Consider the following 20256-nt stretch of genomic DNA (forward strand, 5'->3'; position numbering starts at 1 on the left):
GGACGATGAGTATTAGCGAACAGACCGCGGCAGGCGCCGTGACACCGGGTACCACGATGCCGCGGGTACGGCACTTCCACCACCTCGACTCACAGACCCACGAACGGTTGTTCCTGCACGCTCCGCAGTCGCTGGAACCGGACGAGGACAGGGTGGTGCTGGCCGTCGCCCTCGGTGCAACGTTGTACGTGCCGGCCACGCGGTCCGACCTGGCGGACATCGTGCTTCGCCGGTCCGCGGAGGGCGTGTGCTCGATGGTCCTCGACCTCGAGGACGCCGTTGCCGACGATCAAGTGGAGTTCGCGCTGCTCAATGCCGTCGACGCGCTCGACCGGCTGGCCGCTTCGGGTGGTGCCCGGCTGCAGCTGTTCGTGCGGGTGCGGACGGCCGCGGATCTTCGGCGCATCGCCGAGCTGCTGACCACGGGCGCGGAGGTCCTCACCGGCTTCGTGATACCGAAGTTCGGGAGCGTCACCGGCCGCGAATTCCTCGACGAGCTGGCCGCGGCGTCCGATCGTCTCGGCAAGCACCTGTACGCGATGCCCGTGCTCGAATCGCCGGAACTGGTACACCGTGAGACCCGTGACCACGAACTCGCGCGTATCGGCGAGTTGCTGGCCGAGCGCCGCGATCAGATCCTCGCGGTGCGGGTCGGGGCCACCGACATGTGCGGCACCTTCGGGATCAGACGTGACCGCGACCTGACGATCTACGACGTCCGGGTGGTGGCCGACGCGATCGCCGCCATCGTCAACTACCTCGGGCGCAGCGATCACACCGGGCACGTCATCACCGGACCGGTGTGGGAGTACTTCGCCGATCACGAGCGGATGTTCCGGCCCACGCTGCGCGCCACTCCGTTCGAGGAACACGACGAGGTGCGGTTCCGTCAGCAATTGGTGAGCCGTGATCTCGACGGTCTGCTCCGTGAAATCGCCCTCGACCGGGCCAACGGTATCCAGGGCAAAACGGTGATCCATCCCACCCACGTGGCCGCCGTACATGCCCTCTCCGCGGTCACTCACGAGGAGTACCACGACGCTCTCGACATTCTCGGCGCCGACGGCGTCGGCGGGGTGCGCGCCTCGGGGTACCGCAACAAGATGAACGAGATGCGCCCTCATCGCAATTGGGCCGAGAAGACGCTCGTCCGAGCCAAAGTGTTCGGCGTGACAAACGAGGGGATCACATTCGTGGATCTGTTGACTGCTCTGGCCGTCCGATGACGTCATCGACCTCGCTACGCGAGCTACCCTGGGCCACCGAGCATCTCGGGCTGACGCTCACCCACGTCGATTCGGCGGTCGGGCTCACCGTTCCCGAGCTGATCGAGCCGGGGCTGCGCCGCAACCCGCGCCGTGCGCACCTGCTCGTCTCGACGGTCCTCGGCAAGCACCTGCCCACCGAACCCGGGGTCGTGATCTCCGCGGGCAACACCCTCGGTGACCTGGTTGCCGAGGTGCTCGGTTCGGACGCCGACCCGGTGGTGCTCGGGTTCGCCGAGACCGCGACCGGCCTCGGGCACTGTGTCGCCGCCCGGCTGCACGCCCGGTGCTACCTGCACTCGACTCGTCGTGACGTCCCGCAGGTGGGGACGTTCGCCGGGTTCGAGGAAGGGCACTCCCACGCCACCAGCCACCAGCTGCAACCGACCAGCGCCGAATTGTTCGCCAACGACCTGCCACTCGTCCTCGTCGACGACGAGATTTCCACGGGGGCCACCGCCGTCGACGCGATTCGTGCACTGCACCGGCACAACCCGCGCAGCCGGTACGTGGTGGCGTCGCTCGTCGACATGCGTACCTCGGAGCATCGCGACGCCATGGACGTCGCCGCGGCGGAGCTGGATGTCCGGATCGACAGTGTCAGCTTGGCGCAGGGCCGCACCGAGCTCCCGGACGGGCTGGTGGAGTCCGTCACCGCTCTTCCCGACCCGGTGCTCAACGGAGTCGCCGAACGGGCGGGAACGGTCGAGCGCATCGACCTGGACTGGCCCACAACGGTTCCCGACGGAGGGCGTCACGGATTCCTGCGCGAAGACGTTGCCGCCTTCGATCACGCTGTCGGATCCGTGGCTGCCGCACTGGGTGATCGTCTCGATTCTCGGCGCCCCGTGATCGTCGTCGGGCACGAGGAGTTGATGTATCTGCCGCTGAGGGTTGCGGAAGCGCTCTCGACATCCGGCCATCGGGTGCGATACCAGACGACGACGCGGTCGCCGGCGTACGTGCTGAACGAGGCCGGTTATCCGCTGCGCCGTGGATTCCGCTTCATTGCACCCGAATCCGGTGAGGAACAGCCCAGATTCCTGTACAACGCCCAGTGGCCGGACGAAGATGCCGTGGTGGTCGTGATGGTCGACGCGCCGGCCGATACCGACCGGCTGACTTCCGAAGGCGGCCTGCTCGACGTGCTCACCGCATCGGGCACCGACGTGGTGCTCGCCGTCGTGTCTGGAGCCGACCCCGCCCGGCTACGGGCCGCACGAGAGGGTGCGTCGTCGTGACGGGCCCGACCGGACCCGGCCCGTTGACCGGACCTGATTTCGGGTCGTACGCCGCCGAAGAGGTGGCGTGGCTACTCAAAGACCTCTCCCACGTGAACCTCGAGGCGGACGTGGCCGAGCGGGAACGGCGCATCCAGGCGGGTGACGCCCACTACGCCGAAACCCTGCCGATCGAGTATCAGCCGGACGCCGAATACCGCGAGCTGTTCGAGAAGGTCCTGCAGGACAGTGCGATCCGACTTGCCCGGGCGGTGGGGACCGTGACCGAACTGGTCCTGGCCGAACGAGGCCGGGACATCACCCTCGTATCGCTGGCACGCGCCGGGACCCCGGTGGGCGTGTTGATGCGGCGGTGGGCGCGCGAGGTTGCCGGAGTGACGCTGCCCCACTACGCCGTCTCGATCGTCCGGGACCGCGGTATCGATGCGACTGCCCTCGACTATATTGCGGCGCATCATGATTCCCGCAACGTGGTGTTCGTGGACGGCTGGACGGGTAAGGGCGCCATCGCGCGCGAGCTGTCGCAGGCGCTCACCGAGTACCGCGACGCCGGGGGTGCCGTTTTCGACGACGACCTCGCCGTCCTCGCCGACCCCGGGCACTGCGTACGCACGTTCGGCACCCGCGACGATTTCCTCATCGCCTCCGCCTGCCTCAACTCGACGGTCTCCGGACTGGTGTCGCGCACGGTCCTCAACGACACCCTGATCGGGCCGGGCGATTTCCACGGCGCCAAGTTCTACGCCCACCTCGCGGGTGAGGACGTGTCCAATCATCTCCTCGACGCTGTCTCCGCCGCTTTCGCCGATGTGCGCGAACACGTTCCCGGTGACGTGGAGAAGCTGCTCCGCGGGGACAGGGCACCGACCTGGGACGGCTGGAAGTCCGTTGAGGCAATCCGCGAGCAGTACGGAATTTCCACCGTCAACTTCGTCAAACCGGGAGTCGGCGAGACCACCCGGGTGCTGCTGCGACGGGTGCCGTGGCGTGTACTCGTTCGCGACCTCGACGCGCCTGAGCACGCGCACATTCGACTGCTCGCCGCGGCGCGTTCGGTTCCGGTGGAGGAAGTGCCGGATCTGGCGTATTCGTGCATGGGCCTCATCAAGGATGTGACATGAGCAGGCAGGACACGAAAAGTTCGGGCAGGACGGCGCTGATCGCCACCGACCTCGACCGGACCATGATTTATTCGCGTACCGCGATGGAGCTCGGTACGGCCGAGTCCGACGTGACGTCCACGCCGGACGCCGAGGACGTGTTGTGCGTCGAGGTGTACGACGGAAAACCGTTGTCGTACGTCACCTCCGCCGCCGAGGCCATGCTGAGGAAGCTCACCGCTTCGGCGGTGGTGGTCCCTACGACGACGAGAACCATCGTGCAGTTCCAGCGGATCGAGTTGCCCGGCGCGCCGTGGCGGTATGCCATCACCACGAACGGCGGGAACATCCTGGTCGACGGGGTACCCGACGAGCAGTGGCGCACCGGTGTCGAGACCGCGCTCGCGGCCGGTGGCGCCTCACTCGAGGAGGTCGGGGCCGAACTGGGTCGCCGGATCGACGACAGCTGGGTCCGCACTTTCCGCGTCGCCGACGAGTTGTTTTCCTACCTGGTGGTGGATCCCGAAGCGGTGCCGTCGGGATTCGTCGAGGAGTGGGACGAATGGTGTGTGGCGCGGGGATGGGGGGCGTCGCAGCAGGGTCGCAAGATCTACACGATGCCGAACGCGGTCTGTAAGAGCCTGGCGGTCGCCGAGGTTCGTTCGCGGCTGATCGACGACGGGGTGCTTCCGCCGGATGCACCCGTTCTCGCAGCCGGTGACGGTGCGCTCGACGCCAACATGCTCAGCGCCGCCGACGCCGCGATCCGCCCACGCCACGGAGAACTCGAATTGGCGAACTGGCAGCATCCGACGCTGTCGATCACCGAGAGCAGCGGTATCGCCGCTGGTGAGGAGATTCTCCGGTGGATGTCGGCGCGCGTCGCCCACGGTGCGGCGACGACGTCTGTCGCCTCTCTTTTGTAGGTTGGTAGGCAAACCGGTCGAACGGGACGAACCCGACGCTCCCCACAGTGAAGGAATCACGCAGTGTCCACTCCGCTTTCCAAGGGTCAGAACGGCCCACTGAGCGTCAACGAGGTCGTCGTCTCTCTCGAACTGACGGCCGCCGCAGACCTGTCCGCACTTCTCGTGACCGAATCGGGGAAGGTGCGCTCCGACGCCGACTTCGTCTTCTTCAACCAGCCGAGCGGTCCGGGCGTCCAGCTGGTTCCGGGACCTGCCGGTCGGGCGGCCTCGCTGAAGGTGGCGCTCGGGTCGGTGCCCGCCGACATCGAGCAGGTGCGTGCGGTGATCACCCTCGACGACACGAACAGTAACTTCGGCCGATTCGCACCGCCGACCGCTCGTGTGGCCGATGGTGCAGGTAACCCGTTGTACGAGTACAAGATCGAGGGCCTGAACTCCGAGTCGATCGTGATCGCCCTCGAACTGTATCGGCGTCAGGGTGCCTGGAAGGTGCGGGCGGTGGGCCAGGGATACGCCGGCGGATTCGCGGCACTCGTCACCGACCACGGCGTGTCCGTCGACGACGCGCCCGCACCTGCACCCACACCGCCTCCGGCCGCACCGACACCGCCCACACCGACACCTGCAGCTCCGACTCCGCCCCCGGCAGCTCCGACTCCGCCCCCGGCTGCGCCGGCCGCCCCGGCCGAGGTCAGTCTCACCAAGTCGCGGCCGGTCAGCCTCACCAAGGGGCAGAAGGTCACTCTCCGCAAGGAGGGGGGCGTCGCGCTCACGTACATCCAGATGGGCCTCGGCTGGGACCCGGTCGAGAAGCGTGGAATGTTCGGCAGCCGTTCCGCAGACGTCGATCTCGACGCGTCGGCAGTGCTGTTCGCCGACAACAACCTCGTCGACGTTGCCTACTACGGACAGTTGGCCTCCAAGGACGGTTCGATCCGGCACCAGGGTGACAACCTCACCGGGGAGGGCGCCGGCGACGACGAGGTGATCATGGTGGATCTCACCCGCATCCCGCCGCACGTGTCCAGCATCGTCTTCATCGTGACCTCCTACCGGGGGCACACCTTCGAACAGGTGAAGAACGCTTTCTGCCGGTTGGTCGACAGCACCTCGCAGGCGGAGCTCGCCCGGTTCACCCTGCAGGGCGGCATGCCGTTCACCGGGATGGTGATGGCCAAGGTGTACCGCGTCGGCGGCGAATGGAAACTCCAGGCGATCGGTGAGGGCATTCAGGCCAAGCACGCCGGTGAAGCGGCTCCGCAACTCACCCGCTTCCTCGGCATCTAGGGCAGGGCGGTGACGATTCACCTCGCGGCCGGCCAGAACACGGTGCTGCCTTCGCATTCGGTGCGTTTCCAGGCGGTGAATGCGAGTCCGATCGACGTGTCGGTGCTCGTGGTCGACGGGAACCTTCGCGCGCTGTCGTCGGATCACTTCGTGTTCTACAACGCTCGATCCGCGGCCGGCGTGACTCTCGACGACGGCAACGTGATTCGGCTGGATCTCGGCAAGGTGGACGGCACCGCTTCGTCGGTGCTCTGTGTGGTGAGTGTGGACCCGACGGCCGACGAGGGAACACCTCTCCCTCGTAGCGGTTTGTCGGCCACACTCTCCGACGAGCAGGGCGCTCCGCTGGTCGCTTTCGAGGTGCCGCTCGTCGGCAGCGAGACGGCGGCGATCTGCCTCGAGCTCTATCGCCGCGGCGACGAGTGGAAGGTGCGGGCCGTCGGGCAGGGCTACGACGGCGGCCTGGCGGAGCTGCTCACCCGGCACGGGGTCGAGGTGGACGAGCCGAAGCCGACAGTCCCTGCCCCTGCGCCTGCCGGGCCTGCCGCCGTGCCCCTCGACCCAGCCCACTCGTTCGAGCGGGCGTGGATGATCTTCGAGGATGCAGCTCGCTCTGCCGCCTCCTTCCGGGCATCCCGCGACTATGCCCAGGCCCGGCTGGACGATGAGCTGTCGGCGTCGGTGGCCGACCAGTCCACGAGAAACAGCCCCGCCGCGGCGGGATTGCAGGCCCGAGCCCAGGAGCGTCACGACGCGCTCCTCGCCGAGGCGCAGTCGAAATTCGCGGGTGAGACAACGCAGCTGGCCGAGGAACTCCGCGTCATCGACCCGCTGCTGCCGCGCTCGCTGGCCACCTTCGAATCGACCTCGTGGTCGGCTCGGGACGCGAGCAGGGCGATGACCGACGGTCTGCGGCTCGGCGAATTGTCCGCACCCGATCTCGGTGACCTGCGGGTGCCGTTCTGTGTGCACTATCCGCTGGCTCGCCCGCTGTGGATCGTTGGGGACTCGGCGGAGGCCGCGCCGGTCGTCGCCGCACTGGCGGTTCGCATGCTGGTGGCATCCGCCGCGGCGACGCCCAGACTCGAAGTTGTGGACCTCAGCGGTTCGTTGCGCGCTCTCACCGAGCCCCTCGCCGCGCTGCTGGCAGCCCCGGTGGTGACTACCGCCGCCGACATCTCGGCACGGCTCGCCGCACTCTCGGACAGCGTCGACCTTGCAGAAATGGCCGCCCGCAACGGAATCGCGGATACAGTGCCGTCCCCGCGGCTGGTAATTCTCAACGATTTTCCGCACGGCTACGGAGCGGAGGATGCTGCGCGGTCGTCCATCTGGCCGACCACGGTCCTGCAGTGGGAACGTCCCTGATCATCGTCGGCGAAGACAGTGCGGCGGAGACGGACCCCGGTGTCGCGGTGCTCGAGCGAATCGCTCAACAGGTTCCGTCTTCGGGGGTTCTCACCGTGTCCGACCCGTGGACGGGCAACCAGTGGATCCTCACGCCCGACCGGCTTCCCGCCGATCCGCTCCAGCGTGCATCGGTGCTCGAGTCGCTCACCGGGCGGTAACCCTTACTCGTCCGGTAGCTCGATCCCGAGTTCCCGCGACTTCGCGGCGACCGCGTCGGGAAACACGTTGCGGAACAAGAACAGGTCTTGCCCGAGAACCCACCCGGGCGCGAGTTCCGTCGCGTAGCGCTCGAAGTAGCCCAGCTGCTTGCCGAACAGCACCAACTCCTCGGGGCTCGCGACACCCCACTTCTTGCCGATCCCGACCAACGCCATGATCAGTTCGCTGAGGCGCAGTTCGCCGAGGTCACGCCCGAGGAGGGGCGCGAGGGCGGCCGCTACCTGCAGGCCGACCTCCTCGTCGGTCGCAGGGTTGTCCGTCACGTATCCCAGGCTCCGGATACCACGGGCCATCCGGGAGAAGTCGCCGTCGATCAGCGTCGCATAGAACATGTCGCGGAGAATTTGACGCCACGACTCCGGGAGCTCCCCGACGATGCCGAAGTCGAGCATCGCGATACGGCCGTCGTCGAGCACCCACAAATTGCCTGCGTGCACGTCGCCGTGGAAGGGCCCGTGGACGATGACCGATTCGAGCCAGACCTTCACGCCCCGGCGGATCAGCATCCGGGTGTCCATGTGTGCGAGGTCGGGGAAACGGTCGAGGGGCAGTCCGTACATGCGTTCCATGCAGATCACGTGGGGACCGCAGTAGTCCCAGTACACCTCAGGGGTAGTGACCCCTTTGTTGTCCCCGAACGCCCCGATGTTGGTACGGAATCGGGCCTGGCGATCGGCCTCGACGGCGCTGTTGAGCTCCGTCATCGTGGCAGCGTGCAGGTCGCGGATGATGGCGGTGGCGTTGGCGATGCGGAAGAACTCGAAGAGCCGCTCGAGAATTCGTGCTCCCCAGTACGCGGTGCGCAGATCCACCACCATGCGGCGGAAGATGTCGGGGCGCTGAACCTTGATGACCGCTTCCCGGCCGTCGTGCAGAACGCAGGCGTGGACCTGCGCAACGGAGGCGGCGGCGAGGGGGATGTCCTCGAACGCGGCGAACAGTGCGTCCACCGGATGTCCCAGGTCTTGCTCGATGACCCTGCGTGCTTCGGCAGCGGGTACCGGGGGGACGTCGTCGAGACATCGCAGGCACGCGTTGGCCAGCGGGGCGGGGAACACCCCGGACGACGACGCCATCAATTGCCCGACCTTCACGAAGGTAGGTCCGAGCACCTCGAAACCGTCGACCAACCCTTCCGACGCCGCGTCCGCGAGGGTGCGGCCGCGGCGACCGAAGGGCCAGCTGGCGACGGAGAACAGCACGTAGGCCACGACGACGACGCCGATGACCACCGCTCGCCACAGTTCCGCGCCGCGAAACCGGTCGAGGGTGACGGCGTCGACGGTCAAGGCTGCTTCGGGCGGTCCCGAGGCGTAGGGGCCGACTGGACGTGCCGTTGGCTCTTGCACAGTTCCTACCCTTGCGTTCAGTCCTGGCTGCCGTTCAGTGGGGACCCTACCCCGACCGATGAGCCGGACTTCTGCCGGTATGCGGGACGTGCTGTCACACTATTTCGTTAGCGTAAGTCAGATCCCCAGCGTGGCCGCGAGTTCGCGAAGCGCGGGAACCGGATCGTCCCCGGCCGGCAGCACCTGAATCGCGACGTGGTCGGCACCGGCATCGAGGTGTTCGCGCAGGCGTCCGGCGATGTATTCCGTCTCCCCGTGAGCCACCAGGGCGTCGATCAGGTCGTCGCTGCCGCCGTCGGCGATCTGCTCCTGGGTGTACCCGAGCCGTTCGAGGTTGCTCACGTAGTTGCGCAGGTGCAGGTAGGGGTTGTCGACGGCGGCGCGTCCGATGGGGCGTGCCCGCGCGGTATCGGTGTCGAGAACGACCTTCTGCTCGGGCGCGAGTATCGGACCGGTGCCGAGGAGTTCGCGGGCCTCGCGGGTGTGTTGAGGAGTGGTCAGATACGGGTGGGCGCCGGCGCTGCGTGCCGCCGACAGCTCCAGCACCTTCGGGCCGAGGGCGGCCAACACTCGGCGATCGGCCGGCACTCCGGCTTCGTCGAGGACGTCCAGGTAGCTCACCAGAGAGGAGTACGGCTTGCTGTAGTTCAGTCCCGGCTGTTCGGGGTGGCCCACGCCGATCCCCAGGAGGAAACGCCCGGCATGACGCTTTTCGAGGCGGTGGAACGATTCCGCGACCTCTTCGGCGGGTGCAGTCCAGATGTTGGTGATGCCGGTGGCCACGGTGATCGTGGAGGTGGCGTCGAGCAGGCGCTCCGCCACCTCGAGGTCGGCCGGCGGAGACCCGCCGATCCAGATGGCGCCGTAGCCTGCCTTCTCGATGGCAGCGCCCACCTCGGGCTGTAGGCCGCCCGCGTGTCGCCATACGCCGAACTGTCCGAGCTGCGGGGTATTCGCTGTGGTCTCTGTCATGTGGCGTGCAACCTCCCCTGTTCGTCATTCATTCCGGCGACTCGTACTCGGCGGACCGTCAGCTTCCCGGTGCGCGATAGTCGGCCTCACGCCGTACGGCGTCGTCGATCTGTTCGGGTGTCAACAGCATGACCGACTCCGACCGTGCGGCACCGGATGCGGCGGTACGGATGCCGAGAGCGGCGGCCGCGACTTCGTCGGGTACGTCGCCGATGACGAACAGATCTCGTCCGCCGAGCGCGAAGTAGCAGGATTCTACTGTCCCGCCGATGCTTTCGACCATCCGTGTGATCGCCTCGCGTCGGGCGGTGCCACCCTCGGTGAGGAGGCCTTGCGCGCCTTCGGATGAGTACGTGACCTGCCAGAGGTATTTCGGCATGGGGCCTCCTCGGTTGTGGTCCGTCCCATGCTTCTCCCCGGGAGCGATCGCGCGCAAGAGGCAACGCCGTTAGTGTCGTGATATGGCGCAGGCCCGAATAGGTATCTCCGGTTGGACGTATCCGGGCTGGCGTGGCGATTTCTATCCGGAGGGACTGGCTCACCGGAAGGAATTGTCCTATGCGGCGGGGCGTTTGACGTCCATCGAGATCAACGGGTCGTTCTATTCGTTGCAACGACCCACCAGCTACGCGAAGTGGCGGAGCGAGACCCCGGAGAACTTCGTGTTCGCGGTCAAGGGTGGCCGCTACATCACCCACATGAAGCGGCTGGTGAATGCGGAGAGCGCAATGGCCAACTTCTTTGCCTCGGGTGTGCTCGCGCTCGGACCCAAGCTCGGGCCGTTCCTGTGGCAGCTCCCCCCGACACTCGCCTTCGACGAGTCGAGCCTGGCCGCCTTCTTCGACCAGCTTCCGCGTACTAGCGCGGAGGCGGCGGCGCTCGCGGCTCACCACGACGAGAAGCTGTCCGGCGATCGAGTTCTGCTCGAGACCGATGCCGACCGCCCGCTACGCCACGCGCTCGAGGTTCGCCACCACAGCTTCGACACGGCGGAGGCGACCGAACTGCTCCGTGCCCACGACATCGCCTTCGTGGTGGCCGACACCGCGGGCCGGTATCCGTTGGTGGAGGCGACCACCAGCACCTTCGTCTACGTCCGGTTGCATGGCGACAAGGAGCTTTACGCAAGCGGTTACGACGACGAGGCGCTGGACGGGTGGGCACGCAAGATCGAGCGGTGGATGGAGCAGGGGCTCGATGTGTTCGTGTACTTCGACAACGACATGAAGGGGTATGCACCGTTCGATGCGCTCCGGCTGATCGAGCGCGTGCGGGGGAGTGGAGGTGTCGGGCCGCCGTGAGAGGGTGATGGCGCACTTCTCCCGGAGAAAGAGGATCACCCGATGTGGCCTACACACTGGCCGACGGTCGCCCGCGACATTGCCGAAGCGGTCGACACCGCACTCGCCGCTGCTCGCTCGTCGGACGCGGCAGCGCTGACCGAAGCAGCGGCGAAGCTGGCCGGGGCACCGCCGGAACAGGTTCGGGTCGTGCTGGCAGCCGTCGTCCGGGAACTGCTCGAGACACTCCACCCCGACGGCCTGACCGGCGACGATGTGCAAGACGTGCTCGGCCGCTGCGCTCGCGCGGCCGCCCTCTGGTTCCCCGCCGTCCCGGTCGACGCCTTCGTCAGCGTGCTCACGGGCGCACTCGGGGTGACCGAGGTGGAGGAGAACCCGCGATCACCGGAACGCGTGTTCGAGGCGGCGGTTCTGGTGATCGCCGACCTGTCAGCCACGGCCGCAGTGCCCCCTACCGACTACCTGCGGCGGGCGCTCGACGAGATCGCCCGCGCCGAAACCGTCGAAATGCCCTGATCAGCTAGGGGTGGACTCCGGACTCGACGTTGGTGGCGATGCGGCGGAGCAGCCCGGCCAGAACTGAGCGTTCGTCCTCGTCCAGACCGTCGAGTAGCCGCCTGTCGCGCTCGATTCGTCGCGGCAACTCGGCGTCGACGAGCGCGCGCCCGGCGTCGGTCAGGTGAATCAGGACCACCCGCCCGTCGCGTTCGAATGGCAGGCGTTCGACGAGGCCGAGCCTGCCGAGGCGGTCGACGTGTTTGGTGGTGGATGCGCCGCTGAGCATGGTCACAGCTGTTACTTCACTGGCCCGCAACGGCCGCCCGCTCCGGGCCAGCACGCACAGCACGTCGAACTCGGGGCGGGAGACTCCGTGTTCGTCGAGCGAATGGTCCAACTGCTGCAACGCGCGCGACCCGATGCGGGTGATCCGCCCGATCACCTCGATCGGTGAGGTATCGACCTCGGGATAGGTTTCGGCCCATTCGCGTCGGACGCGGTCGGTGAAGTCCTCGTCCGGACGGGAAGTGCTGCTCATGACAGCCATGGTAGCGACCGACCTCACACTAGTTCACAACTATTTTACTAGTGAAATATACGCTATTCTCGAGCAATGCAGGTTCTCCCTCGATACGTGCCCGACAGCAGTCGACTCGAGCACTGCCGCACTGCGCTGAAGCATTCGGTGGCACCCACCACCTGGCGTCGAGCGCTCGAGGTCCACCCGGTCGACGCCACCATCGCGCCGGCGATACGCGTGGGTGCGGCTACGGCACTGGTGCTGGTGCTGGGCGGACTGCTCGGGCACGGAAACCTGGCGGGACTTGGTGCGCTCGGTGCGCTGACGGCGGCGTTCGGGCGGTACGAGCCGTATCCGCAGCTCGCCCGCAAGGCCGGTTTCGTGGGGATCGCCTTGGTTGTCTACGTCGCTGCCGGCGCACTGCTCGGTGCGGCCGGCTGGGCGGTGTGGTGGCAGATCGCCCTGATGTCGGTGGCCGCGGGTGCCGCTGCCTGGCTGCTGACCGCCTTCCGGATCGCCGGCCCCGGTCCCGTCATCCTGATCTTCGCCGCTACGGCTGCAGTCGGGTATGCCAGGAATCTCTCCGACGTGGGACCGGCTGTGGCCGCTGTCGCAGGCGGAGTGGTCGTCGGGTGGCTCGCCGTCATGACGCCCTATTTCTTCCTTCCGCTCGGACCTGCGCGGCTCGCGGTGGCGAGGGCCCTCGCGGCGGTGTCGGAACTGGGTCGGAAGTGCGAGGGCGATACTTTGACCTCTGCCCGCCGGGCCGTCGATCGTGCGTGGGAGGTGCTGGCACACACCGGCAGGCGCCAGGACGCGCACGTTCGTGAACTCTCCGCACTGCTCGCCGACGCGGAAACGGTGGTCGATCGGTGGACGTCGGATCGAGACTGCGCCACCCTGCACACCCTCGCCGAATACGAGGGCGAACTTCGCAAGGTGAAGCGCCGCAGTGTTCTTCCCGGGATCGAGGGCCCCGATCGCGAACTGCCGACGCCCGGCCGTTTCCTTCCGGACGGCATGCGCCGGCTGCGGTCACGGGACGCGGCGGTCAGTGCTGCCCGCATTGCAGTGGCAGCGCTCCTCGCCGGATGCTTCTGCCTCACTGTGGGGTTGGAGCATCCGTTGTGGGCATCGATGGGTGCGATGGCGGCCATGCAGGGCATGACTTTCAGTCAGACGGTGCAGCGCGGAATCCAGCGATTGACCGGAAATCTGGCCGGCGCAGTCCTTGCGGCAGCGTTGATCGCCGCGGCTCTGGGGTACTGGCAGACGGTGGTCGTGATCGTCGTACTGCAGACGGCGACCGAACTCGTCGTCATCAGAAATTACGGCTTCGCGTCCGTCGTGATCACCCCGATGGCTTTGCTGCTCACCGGTCTGGGGTCGGCAGTCACCCCCGGTATCGCGGTCAGTCGGGTGATCGACACCCTGGTCGGGGTGGTGATCGGCGTGATCGTGTCGGCCGTGGCCATCAGTCGCACGGACGACCACCACGTGTCCCGGCCGAGTGCGTAGAACTGCGAAATACCCTTCAAGTACGCGCCGATCGGGTGTGGAATGTCTGTATGGACACAGAACAACTTCTACCGACGGATCGTCGAAGGCTTGCGCGGACAGCAGTGGAGTCGCTCGGTACGCAACGCAGTGATCACGCCATCGTCCGGGTGACCTGCCCGGCCAGTCACCGCGTTGCCACCGTGTACCGGACGGACGAGGGCCCTGTGGTCGTCGCCGGGGGTGGTCCCGGGGGTCACGGATCACGTGATCGGGCGGGCACCGGACATCATGGCGATCGACCCGGCACCGACTACATCGACATGCTCGACGCCTCCAGATTCGAGGACGATCAGATTCCGGCTCGGTGCGCGTGCGGTTCCCGCACACTTTCTCGGACGGAACTTCGGCAGGCGGTCCAGTCTCACACACACGCCGTCTCGGTTCCCTGAGGGCGAGTCGGGGCAGTAGAAACATCCGCGGGTCGGCGAGTCGGCCTGTGGTTGGATACCCGCATGGGGAAACGACGGTGGGTCCGCCGCATGCTCGGGGTGGGAGCGGTGGCGGGGATCCTCGCCGGAATCGTCGTGGCCGCGTCGACGGTCTGGGTGTCGCGTCAGGCCACCGGGCACATCTATGACCTCGAGGATGCTCCGGCAGCTCCCGTGGTAATCGTCCTCGGTGCGCAGGTGCGTGACGGCAAGCCGATGGCGTACCTGTCCGGCCGGCTCGACGTCGCCATCCAGCTCGTGAGGGACGGCCGAGCGCGTGCGGTCCTCGTGTCGGGTGACGCGGGCGGGAGGTCCGGCGACGAGGTCGCGGCGATGACGGAGTACCTGGTGGAGAAGGGCATCGACCGAGATGTGATCGTCGGTGACCCCTATGGGCTCGATACCTACGACACCTGTGCGCGGGCCATACGTACGTATGGTGTGACGAAGGCTCTGATTGTCACCCAGGAATTCCACGTGCCGCGGGCCGTCGCGCTGTGCCGCGACGCGGGCATCGACGCCGACGGCGTCAACGCGGGCTGCGACTGCAGTGTGTTCGCGAGGGCCAGGAACACCATCCGAGAACCACTGTCCAGGCCCAAAGCCGTGCTCGACCTGTTGTCCGGCCGGGACCCCGCGGTGGTGTCCGCTCGGGACGATGCACTCGCGAAGGCACTCGCACGCCAGGACTGACTTCCGGCGTGAGTCACATGCCGCCTCGGTATCCTTCTCACAGTCGACGATCGGAGGCTGAGCATGGTGTCCGATTCCGGTGCCAGACCGGATCCCAGTTCCCAGGACATCCGGAAATGGCGTCGCTATCTCGCCGACGAGCGCGCGGAGGCGGCGGTCTACCGGGACCTGGCAAAGCGTCGAACGGGTGAGGAACGCGCGATCCTCCTTGCACTCGCCGATGCCGAGGGTCGTCACGAAGCGCACTGGCGGGCGCTCCTCGGGGAGCACGTCGGCAAGCCTGTGCGCGGTGACCTCCGGACTCGAATCCTGGGTGTCCTCGCGAGAAGATTCGGCTCGGTGTTCGTGCTCGCCCTCGCACAGCGCGCGGAGACGCGATCGCCCTATCCGACGGACGTCGACGCGACCGATGCCATGGGCGCCGACGAACGCATCCACGAAGAAGTGGTACGCGCACTGGCTGCGCGGGGACGGAATCGGCTGTCCGGCACCTTCCGTGCCGCCGTGTTCGGTGCCAACGACGGTCTGGTCAGCAATCTGGCGCTCGTGCTCGGCATCAGCGGAAGCGGCGTCTCCAATTCGATCGTTCTTTTGACCGGTCTTGCGGGTCTGCTCGCCGGCGCACTCTCGATGGGAGCAGGCGAGTACGTGTCGGTCCGATCGCAGCGCGAGCTGCTCGAGGCCTCCACGCCGGGGCGTGCCGCCCGTGAGGCGGTGGCTCTCCTCGACGTCGATGCCAACGAACTTGCCCTTGTCTACCGGGCGCGCGGAATGTCGGTGGAGGAGGCAGAGAACCGCGCGAACGAGGTGCTGCAGACCACGCATCACCCTGAACCTGCCACCGAGAGCGTCGACCAGCACGAGGCCGTCGGCACCGGCATCGGTGCTGCCGCGGCGAGTTTCAGCTTCTTCGCATCAGGTGCCATTATTCCGGTACTGCCGTACCTGTTCGGGCTGGAGGGCACAGCAGCGCTCCTCGTCGCTGCTGCGCTCGTCGGCGTGGCGCTACTCGGAACTGGTGTGGTGGTCGGGCTACTTTCGGGTGGCCCACCCGTCAAGCGGGCTCTACGCCAGCTGGCAATCGGTTACGGCGCCGCGGCCGCGACCTACGTGCTGGGGATGCTGTTCGGGACGGGCGGCTGAGACTCGCCGGGACCTTCTGCGGGGACCTTCGGGTCCGTCAGCACCGCGCGGACAGCGTCGGGTAGCTTCTCGCGACGACTGCGCGGCGGCTTCTTCCCCGACTGCAGATAACGCTGCACGAAACTGTGCGGAAGGTCGATGACGGCGAGCACGACGAGGTCCGACTCTCTTCGGCCTGCACGCCCGAACACGTTTCGGGTCAGTGCCGCCATGAGTGCGGCCGTGTCTCTGTCGGTGGCCTGGACCTCCGCTCGCAGCGCTGGGTCGAGATCGAGGTGCAGCACGTCCTCCCGGCGCAGGCGATCGAGTAGGAGTGTGTCCTGCGGCGTCTCGACGCAGTGGTCGTAGAACGCGAGCGCGAGCCGCACGGCCATCTCGACCGGATCACCGGCCGCGTCGCTTCCGTCGGGCCGCACCTGCTGGGTGCGCTGTACCGCCCGTAGCCACACGCGTACCAGCAACTCGTCGACGGACGCGAAGCGGTGATAGATCGAACCGGTCGGTGCACCGGCCCGGGCAGCGATCGCCGTGATGGTCGCCGCTCGGGGGCCGCGCTCGAGTATCACCTCGCGGGCGGCGTCGAGGAGGTCATCGGTGGAGAACGTCGTCCGGGCCATGTGCGCATTCTCTCAGATCGGCCGCTGGACATCTCCAGTTCTAGAATATAGTTTCTAGAAATGACTTTCTCATCGACAACTGGTCCGGCACTGAACCGGGTGGGCGACGTTCTCGTCCTGCATCTCGGCTCGGACGAGAACCGGATGAATCCCGACTGGCTCGACGCCGTCGAATCGCAGCTCGATGTCGTCGCGGCCGAGAGCGGGCCGATCGCACTCGTCACGACGGCATCCGGCAAGTTCTGGAGCAACGGGCTCGACCTGGAATGGCTGATGGCCAACGCGGATGCGATCCCCGGCTTCAGTGCACGCGTGGAGGCATTGTTCGCCCGGGTGCTGGGGCTCGGGGTACCCACGGTCGCGGCGATTCAGGGCCACGCTTTCGGTGCGGGCGCGATGTTCGCCCTCGCACACGATCAGCGCGTGATGCGTGCCGACCGCGGCTACTTCTGTTTCCCCGAGGTCTATATCCAGATCCCGTTCTCCGTCGGCATGACCGACCTCATTCGCGCAAAACTGCCCGTCCCCACCGCGAATGCGGCCATGACCACGGGCCGCCGATACAGCGGCGCCGACGCGGCGACCGCCGGCATCGTCGACCGGGTCGCCCAGGAAGACGACGTAGCCCCCGCCGCTATGGAACTGGCGACAACACTGGCGCCGAAGGCCGGCCCCACCTTGCGAACGATCAAGGAGCGCCTCTACCGCACGGCCCTGGAAGGGCTGACCCAACCGGAGGCGTCAGGTCACCAGTGAACGGATAACGACGTCCTGTAGCGACAGTGACGCCGCGGAATGTTACCCCCGGGTATGGCGTGTGGGAATCGGTGGACGTAACCCGGCGATGCTAAGTTGCCCTCGCCAGGTGTGGCCGAGACGGACCTGCGCGCGGAAAGAGTGGACAGCGGAGGGGTTCGGGGATGTCGAAGAGATGGGTCGCGTCGTTCGCGGCGGTGGCTATCGGTTCGGGCGTGATCGTCTACTCGAATCAGAGCTCGGCCGGCGCCGAACCCGAAACGGTGTCCAACGGGGTGCCGGGTAGTGGTTCCTGCGCCAGCGACAGCACCAACGAAACCGCTTCGCTCATACCGGAAAAGCTCGAAATTCCGATCCCGTACCCGAAGATCACCACCGTTCCGTACCCGGCGCCCACCACAGAACCTACGCGTATTGCTTCACCGCCGCTGCCCGCGGACCCGTGCATGGATCCCTGCCCCGACCTCACCGACGACACCGAGCTCGATCCGGGAAACCTGTCGAGCGTGTTGAACATTCCGGATGTCAGCGTGAAATTCACGCCCTTCCACCTCGGCATTCCCGTCCCCGGCGCAGACGTGGCCTTACCGCCTCCGCCGCCGCTGGTGCATCCCGCGACCGAGGAAGCACCCCGCAGCCCCGCTCCCGCAACCCCGAAGATCGGGGACGTGACCCGGGTGGCCAAGGTGACCGGGGCCGGCTCCGTCAGCCGGACCGACAAGCGCTACCAGGTCAACGGCACCGACCTGGGCATCATGTGGGAGAGTGCGCCCGACCAGGTCGCGGTCGCCTTCGGTGACACCGTCGGCAAGGGCTTCATGCCGCCCGGTGGCCAGGGCGGCGACTGGCGCAGCAATGTCCTCGGCTTCAGTTCCGACCGCAACCTCGCAGACGGTATGAGCCTCGACAGCATGGTGCAGGACAGCCGTTGTCACGCGGCGGAACTGCTGGACAGCCGGAAACTCGACAACGTCGAGATCACGACCATTCCGACGTCGGGATTCGCGGTCGGCAACAGGCAGTACATGAGTTACATGTCGATTCGGACGTGGAACAGCATTCCCGCAACGTGGTGGACGAACTATGGCGGCATCGCCTACTCGGACGACGGCGGGTCGACGTGGACCAAGGACCCCTACGCCAAGTGGGACAACATCTTCGGTGTCACCAAATTCCAGGTGGCCTCGATGGTTCCGGTCGGGGACTTCGTCTACATGTTCGGCACCCCCAATACCCGGCTGGGTTCGATCGGCCTCGCGCGGGTTCCCGCCGATCAGGTGCTCAACAAGTCGGCCTACCAGTACTGGCAGCACGGAAACTGGACCCCGGTCGGTGGTTTCAACGAGGCCACCCCCATTGTGAACGCGCCGGCCGGCGAACTGTCCGTGCGGTACGAGGAGGCCACCGGCAAGTGGCAGATGTCCTACCTCGACACCTCCAAGGCGGCCATCGTTCTCCGGGAGTCCGATTCGCCGCAGGGTGAATGGTCGGACGGTGCCCCGATGGTCAGCGCCATGGAATATCCGGAGCTGTACGGCGGTTTCATCCACCCGTGGTCGAGCGGTGAGGATTTGTACTTCACCCTGTCGACGTGGTCCGACTACAACGTGTTCCTCATGAGGGCGAAGCTGGGCGGCTAGCGCCCGTGAGTGGCTGACGAGTCCTAAGACTCCTTAACCACTCACGAGCCCGGAGGGCCTACAGCAGCCCGTGCCGGGGCGGAATGGTCCCCGACAGCGTCCACCGGCCGATGTGCTGGATCTTCCAGCGTGTGGGGTCGTGCAGGGTGTGGGTACGCGCGTCGCGCCAGAAACGGGAGAGATTGCCCGACTCCGACGCACTGCGCGTGCCACCGAGCTCGAACAGCACGGACGAGGCCTCGAGTGACGCTCTTGCCGACGCCACCTTGGCAGCGGCCGCGTCGATCGAGGCGACGGCGGCCGTCGACTCGGTCAGGTCTCTGCGTGCGGCATCGATGCTTCGGGCCCCCTCTCGCAGCAGAGCGGTGGCCGCCCGCACCCCGAGCGATGCTTCACCGGCCAATTGGACGAGCAGGGGGTCGTCGACGGCGTCGTCGACACCGGCTTCGAAGTACGGCCGCGCCCGACGTGCCGACCGTACCGCCTCGTTCAGCGCGGCGGACGCGATGCCGGCGTCGATGGCCGCGTGCAGGATCTGCGCCTGCGCACCGTACGTGGTGGGTGCGTCGAAGATTGGGGAGAACGGCACGACATGGGTCGCGGGCACCCGCACGGATTCGAGGGTGACCGTGCCGCTCGCGGTGGTTTTCTGACCCATGCCGTCCCAGTCGTCGACGATCGAGAGTCCCGGTGCGGTCCTCGGGACGTAGGCAACAGCTTTGGCCGGTTTTCCGGTTGCTGTGGTGGCCCCGGTAAGTGTGGCCCGTACTGCGATCCAGTCGGCGAAGAGGGCGCCGGTGCTGTAGAACTTCGTTCCGTCGACGACAAAGTCGGCGCCCTCCTCGACCAGAGTGGTGGCGTCGACGTCGATGGTCGTCGTCCCGCGCTCGCTTTGCGCATTGGCGAACTGCGCACCGGCGAGAACTTCGCTGTAGAAGAACTTGCGCTGATCGGAAGTCCCTTGAAGCCGCAACACCTCGAGGAACGTGTAGTGGCTGTGCGGGATCTGCGCAATACTCGGATCGGATTCTGCCAGAAGGCGAAACACCTCCGTGAGCGTCTCCGTTCGCGTGTCGATTCCGCCGTGCTCGCGCGGGACGCTCAGCGCGAGAAGGCCGGACTGTGCCAGTGCCCGAATCTGGTCGTGCGGCAGTGTCCGTTCCGCGTCACGGGCCGAGGCGTCGACGGCGAATTGTGCGGCGAGATCGGCGGCGACGGCCAGGGCCTGCGCCTCGTCGGTGATCCGGTGAGCGTTCTGGACGGCGGTCATGATCCTCCGAGTGGTCGTGACGTGCCGAGTCCGGCTACCGGATGTAGGTAGCCGGACT

Annotated in this window: 21 protein-coding genes; 15 read left to right on the forward strand and 6 right to left on the reverse strand. The window is 66.9% G+C overall.

Annotated features, from left to right (window positions below; all coding sequences use genetic code 11):
- Positions 1-5 precede the first annotated feature (5 nt).
- From L1080_RS29240 to L1080_RS29270, 7 genes are all read left to right on the forward strand, one after another.
- Complete coding sequence (locus tag L1080_RS29240) at positions 6-1226, forward strand: HpcH/HpaI aldolase/citrate lyase family protein (RefSeq protein ID WP_374432969.1); 1221 nt, start codon at positions 6-8, stop codon at positions 1224-1226.
- Positions 1223-2506, forward strand: a complete 1284-nt coding sequence (locus tag L1080_RS29245) for a phosphoribosyltransferase family protein (protein ID WP_250767726.1) — start codon at positions 1223-1225, stop codon at positions 2504-2506. The genes L1080_RS29240 and L1080_RS29245 overlap by 4 nt, the downstream gene beginning before the upstream one ends.
- Complete coding sequence (locus tag L1080_RS29250) at positions 2503-3627, forward strand: cysteine protease StiP family protein (protein WP_250767729.1); 1125 nt, start codon at positions 2503-2505, stop codon at positions 3625-3627. Before L1080_RS29245 ends, L1080_RS29250 begins: the two co-directional genes overlap by 4 nt.
- Positions 3624-4532 carry an HAD family hydrolase gene (locus L1080_RS29255; RefSeq protein ID WP_250767732.1) on the forward strand — a complete coding sequence of 303 codons (909 nt, stop codon included), beginning with the start codon at positions 3624-3626 and terminating at the stop codon, positions 4530-4532. Before L1080_RS29250 ends, L1080_RS29255 begins: the two co-directional genes overlap by 4 nt.
- Positions 4533-4595: 63 nt before the next feature.
- Positions 4596-5822: a TerD family protein gene (locus L1080_RS29260; RefSeq protein ID WP_250767735.1), complete on the forward strand. Its 1227-nt coding sequence runs from the start codon at positions 4596-4598 to the stop codon at positions 5820-5822.
- Between the two features lie 9 nt (positions 5823-5831).
- On the forward strand, positions 5832-7190 hold the full coding sequence (locus L1080_RS29265) for a TerD family protein (protein ID WP_250767738.1): 1359 nt from the start codon (positions 5832-5834) through the stop codon (positions 7188-7190).
- A complete protein-coding gene (locus L1080_RS29270; protein WP_250767741.1) occupies positions 7175-7390 on the forward strand; it encodes a hypothetical protein in 216 nt (71 codons plus the stop codon). Before L1080_RS29265 ends, L1080_RS29270 begins: the two co-directional genes overlap by 16 nt.
- A gap of 3 nt (positions 7391-7393) precedes the next feature.
- Here the strand turns inward: L1080_RS29270 and L1080_RS29275 are convergent, their stop codons facing one another.
- From L1080_RS29275 to L1080_RS29285, 3 genes are all read right to left on the reverse strand, one after another.
- Complete coding sequence (locus tag L1080_RS29275; protein WP_159923387.1) at positions 7394-8800, reverse strand: ABC1 kinase family protein; 1407 nt, start codon at positions 8798-8800, stop codon at positions 7394-7396.
- A 117-nt stretch (positions 8801-8917) separates the two neighbouring features.
- Positions 8918-9772: an LLM class F420-dependent oxidoreductase gene (locus L1080_RS29280; RefSeq protein ID WP_250767744.1), complete on the reverse strand. Its 855-nt coding sequence runs from the start codon at positions 9770-9772 to the stop codon at positions 8918-8920.
- Between the two features lie 58 nt (positions 9773-9830).
- Positions 9831-10151, reverse strand: coding sequence for a GYD domain-containing protein (locus L1080_RS29285; RefSeq protein WP_109333912.1), 321 nt, complete (start codon positions 10149-10151; stop codon positions 9831-9833).
- An 82-nt stretch (positions 10152-10233) separates the two neighbouring features.
- On the opposite strand from L1080_RS29285, the gene L1080_RS29290 reads away from it, so the two are divergent.
- Positions 10234-11073: a DUF72 domain-containing protein gene (locus L1080_RS29290; RefSeq protein ID WP_250767748.1), complete on the forward strand. Its 840-nt coding sequence runs from the start codon at positions 10234-10236 to the stop codon at positions 11071-11073.
- Between the two features lie 42 nt (positions 11074-11115).
- On the forward strand, positions 11116-11589 hold the full coding sequence (locus L1080_RS29295) for a hypothetical protein (protein ID WP_250767752.1): 474 nt from the start codon (positions 11116-11118) through the stop codon (positions 11587-11589).
- Positions 11590-11593: 4 nt separating this feature from the next.
- Here the strand turns inward: L1080_RS29295 and L1080_RS29300 are convergent, their stop codons facing one another.
- Complete coding sequence (locus L1080_RS29300; protein ID WP_374432977.1) at positions 11594-12109, reverse strand: MarR family winged helix-turn-helix transcriptional regulator; 516 nt, start codon at positions 12107-12109, stop codon at positions 11594-11596.
- A 75-nt stretch (positions 12110-12184) separates the two neighbouring features.
- Here L1080_RS29300 and L1080_RS29305 point away from each other — a divergent pair, with 75 nt between their 5' ends.
- From L1080_RS29305 to L1080_RS29320, 4 genes are all read left to right on the forward strand, one after another.
- On the forward strand, positions 12185-13609 hold the full coding sequence (locus L1080_RS29305) for an FUSC family protein (protein WP_250767755.1): 1425 nt from the start codon (positions 12185-12187) through the stop codon (positions 13607-13609).
- Between the two features lie 50 nt (positions 13610-13659).
- Positions 13660-14040, forward strand: a complete 381-nt coding sequence (locus L1080_RS29310; RefSeq protein ID WP_250767759.1) for a hypothetical protein — start codon at positions 13660-13662, stop codon at positions 14038-14040.
- Between the two features lie 63 nt (positions 14041-14103).
- Positions 14104-14772 (forward strand): SanA/YdcF family protein, encoded by a 669-nt coding sequence (locus L1080_RS29315; RefSeq protein ID WP_250767762.1) that lies wholly within the window; start codon positions 14104-14106, stop codon positions 14770-14772.
- 63 nt (positions 14773-14835) lie between these two features.
- A complete protein-coding gene (locus L1080_RS29320; RefSeq protein WP_250767765.1) occupies positions 14836-15915 on the forward strand; it encodes a VIT1/CCC1 transporter family protein in 1080 nt (359 codons plus the stop codon).
- Here L1080_RS29320 and L1080_RS29325 read toward each other — a convergent pair.
- Positions 15879-16532, reverse strand: coding sequence for a TetR/AcrR family transcriptional regulator (locus L1080_RS29325; protein ID WP_250767767.1), 654 nt, complete (start codon positions 16530-16532; stop codon positions 15879-15881). The genes L1080_RS29320 and L1080_RS29325 overlap by 37 nt on opposite strands.
- Positions 16533-16592: 60 nt before the next feature.
- Here L1080_RS29325 and L1080_RS29330 point away from each other — a divergent pair, with 60 nt between their 5' ends.
- Complete coding sequence (locus tag L1080_RS29330; RefSeq protein WP_250767770.1) at positions 16593-17288, forward strand: enoyl-CoA hydratase-related protein; 696 nt, start codon at positions 16593-16595, stop codon at positions 17286-17288.
- A gap of 164 nt (positions 17289-17452) precedes the next feature.
- Positions 17453-18928, forward strand: coding sequence for a DUF4185 domain-containing protein (locus L1080_RS29335; protein ID WP_159923409.1), 1476 nt, complete (start codon positions 17453-17455; stop codon positions 18926-18928).
- Positions 18929-18986: 58 nt separating this feature from the next.
- Here the strand turns inward: L1080_RS29335 and L1080_RS29340 are convergent, their stop codons facing one another.
- Positions 18987-20198, reverse strand: coding sequence for an SfnB family sulfur acquisition oxidoreductase (locus L1080_RS29340; protein WP_250767774.1), 1212 nt, complete (start codon positions 20196-20198; stop codon positions 18987-18989).
- Positions 20199-20256 lie beyond the last annotated feature (58 nt).

Source organism: Rhodococcus sp. MSC1_016, from assembly GCF_023667485.2.
Taxonomy (GTDB): domain Bacteria; phylum Actinomycetota; class Actinomycetes; order Mycobacteriales; family Mycobacteriaceae; genus Rhodococcus_F; species Rhodococcus_F oxybenzonivorans.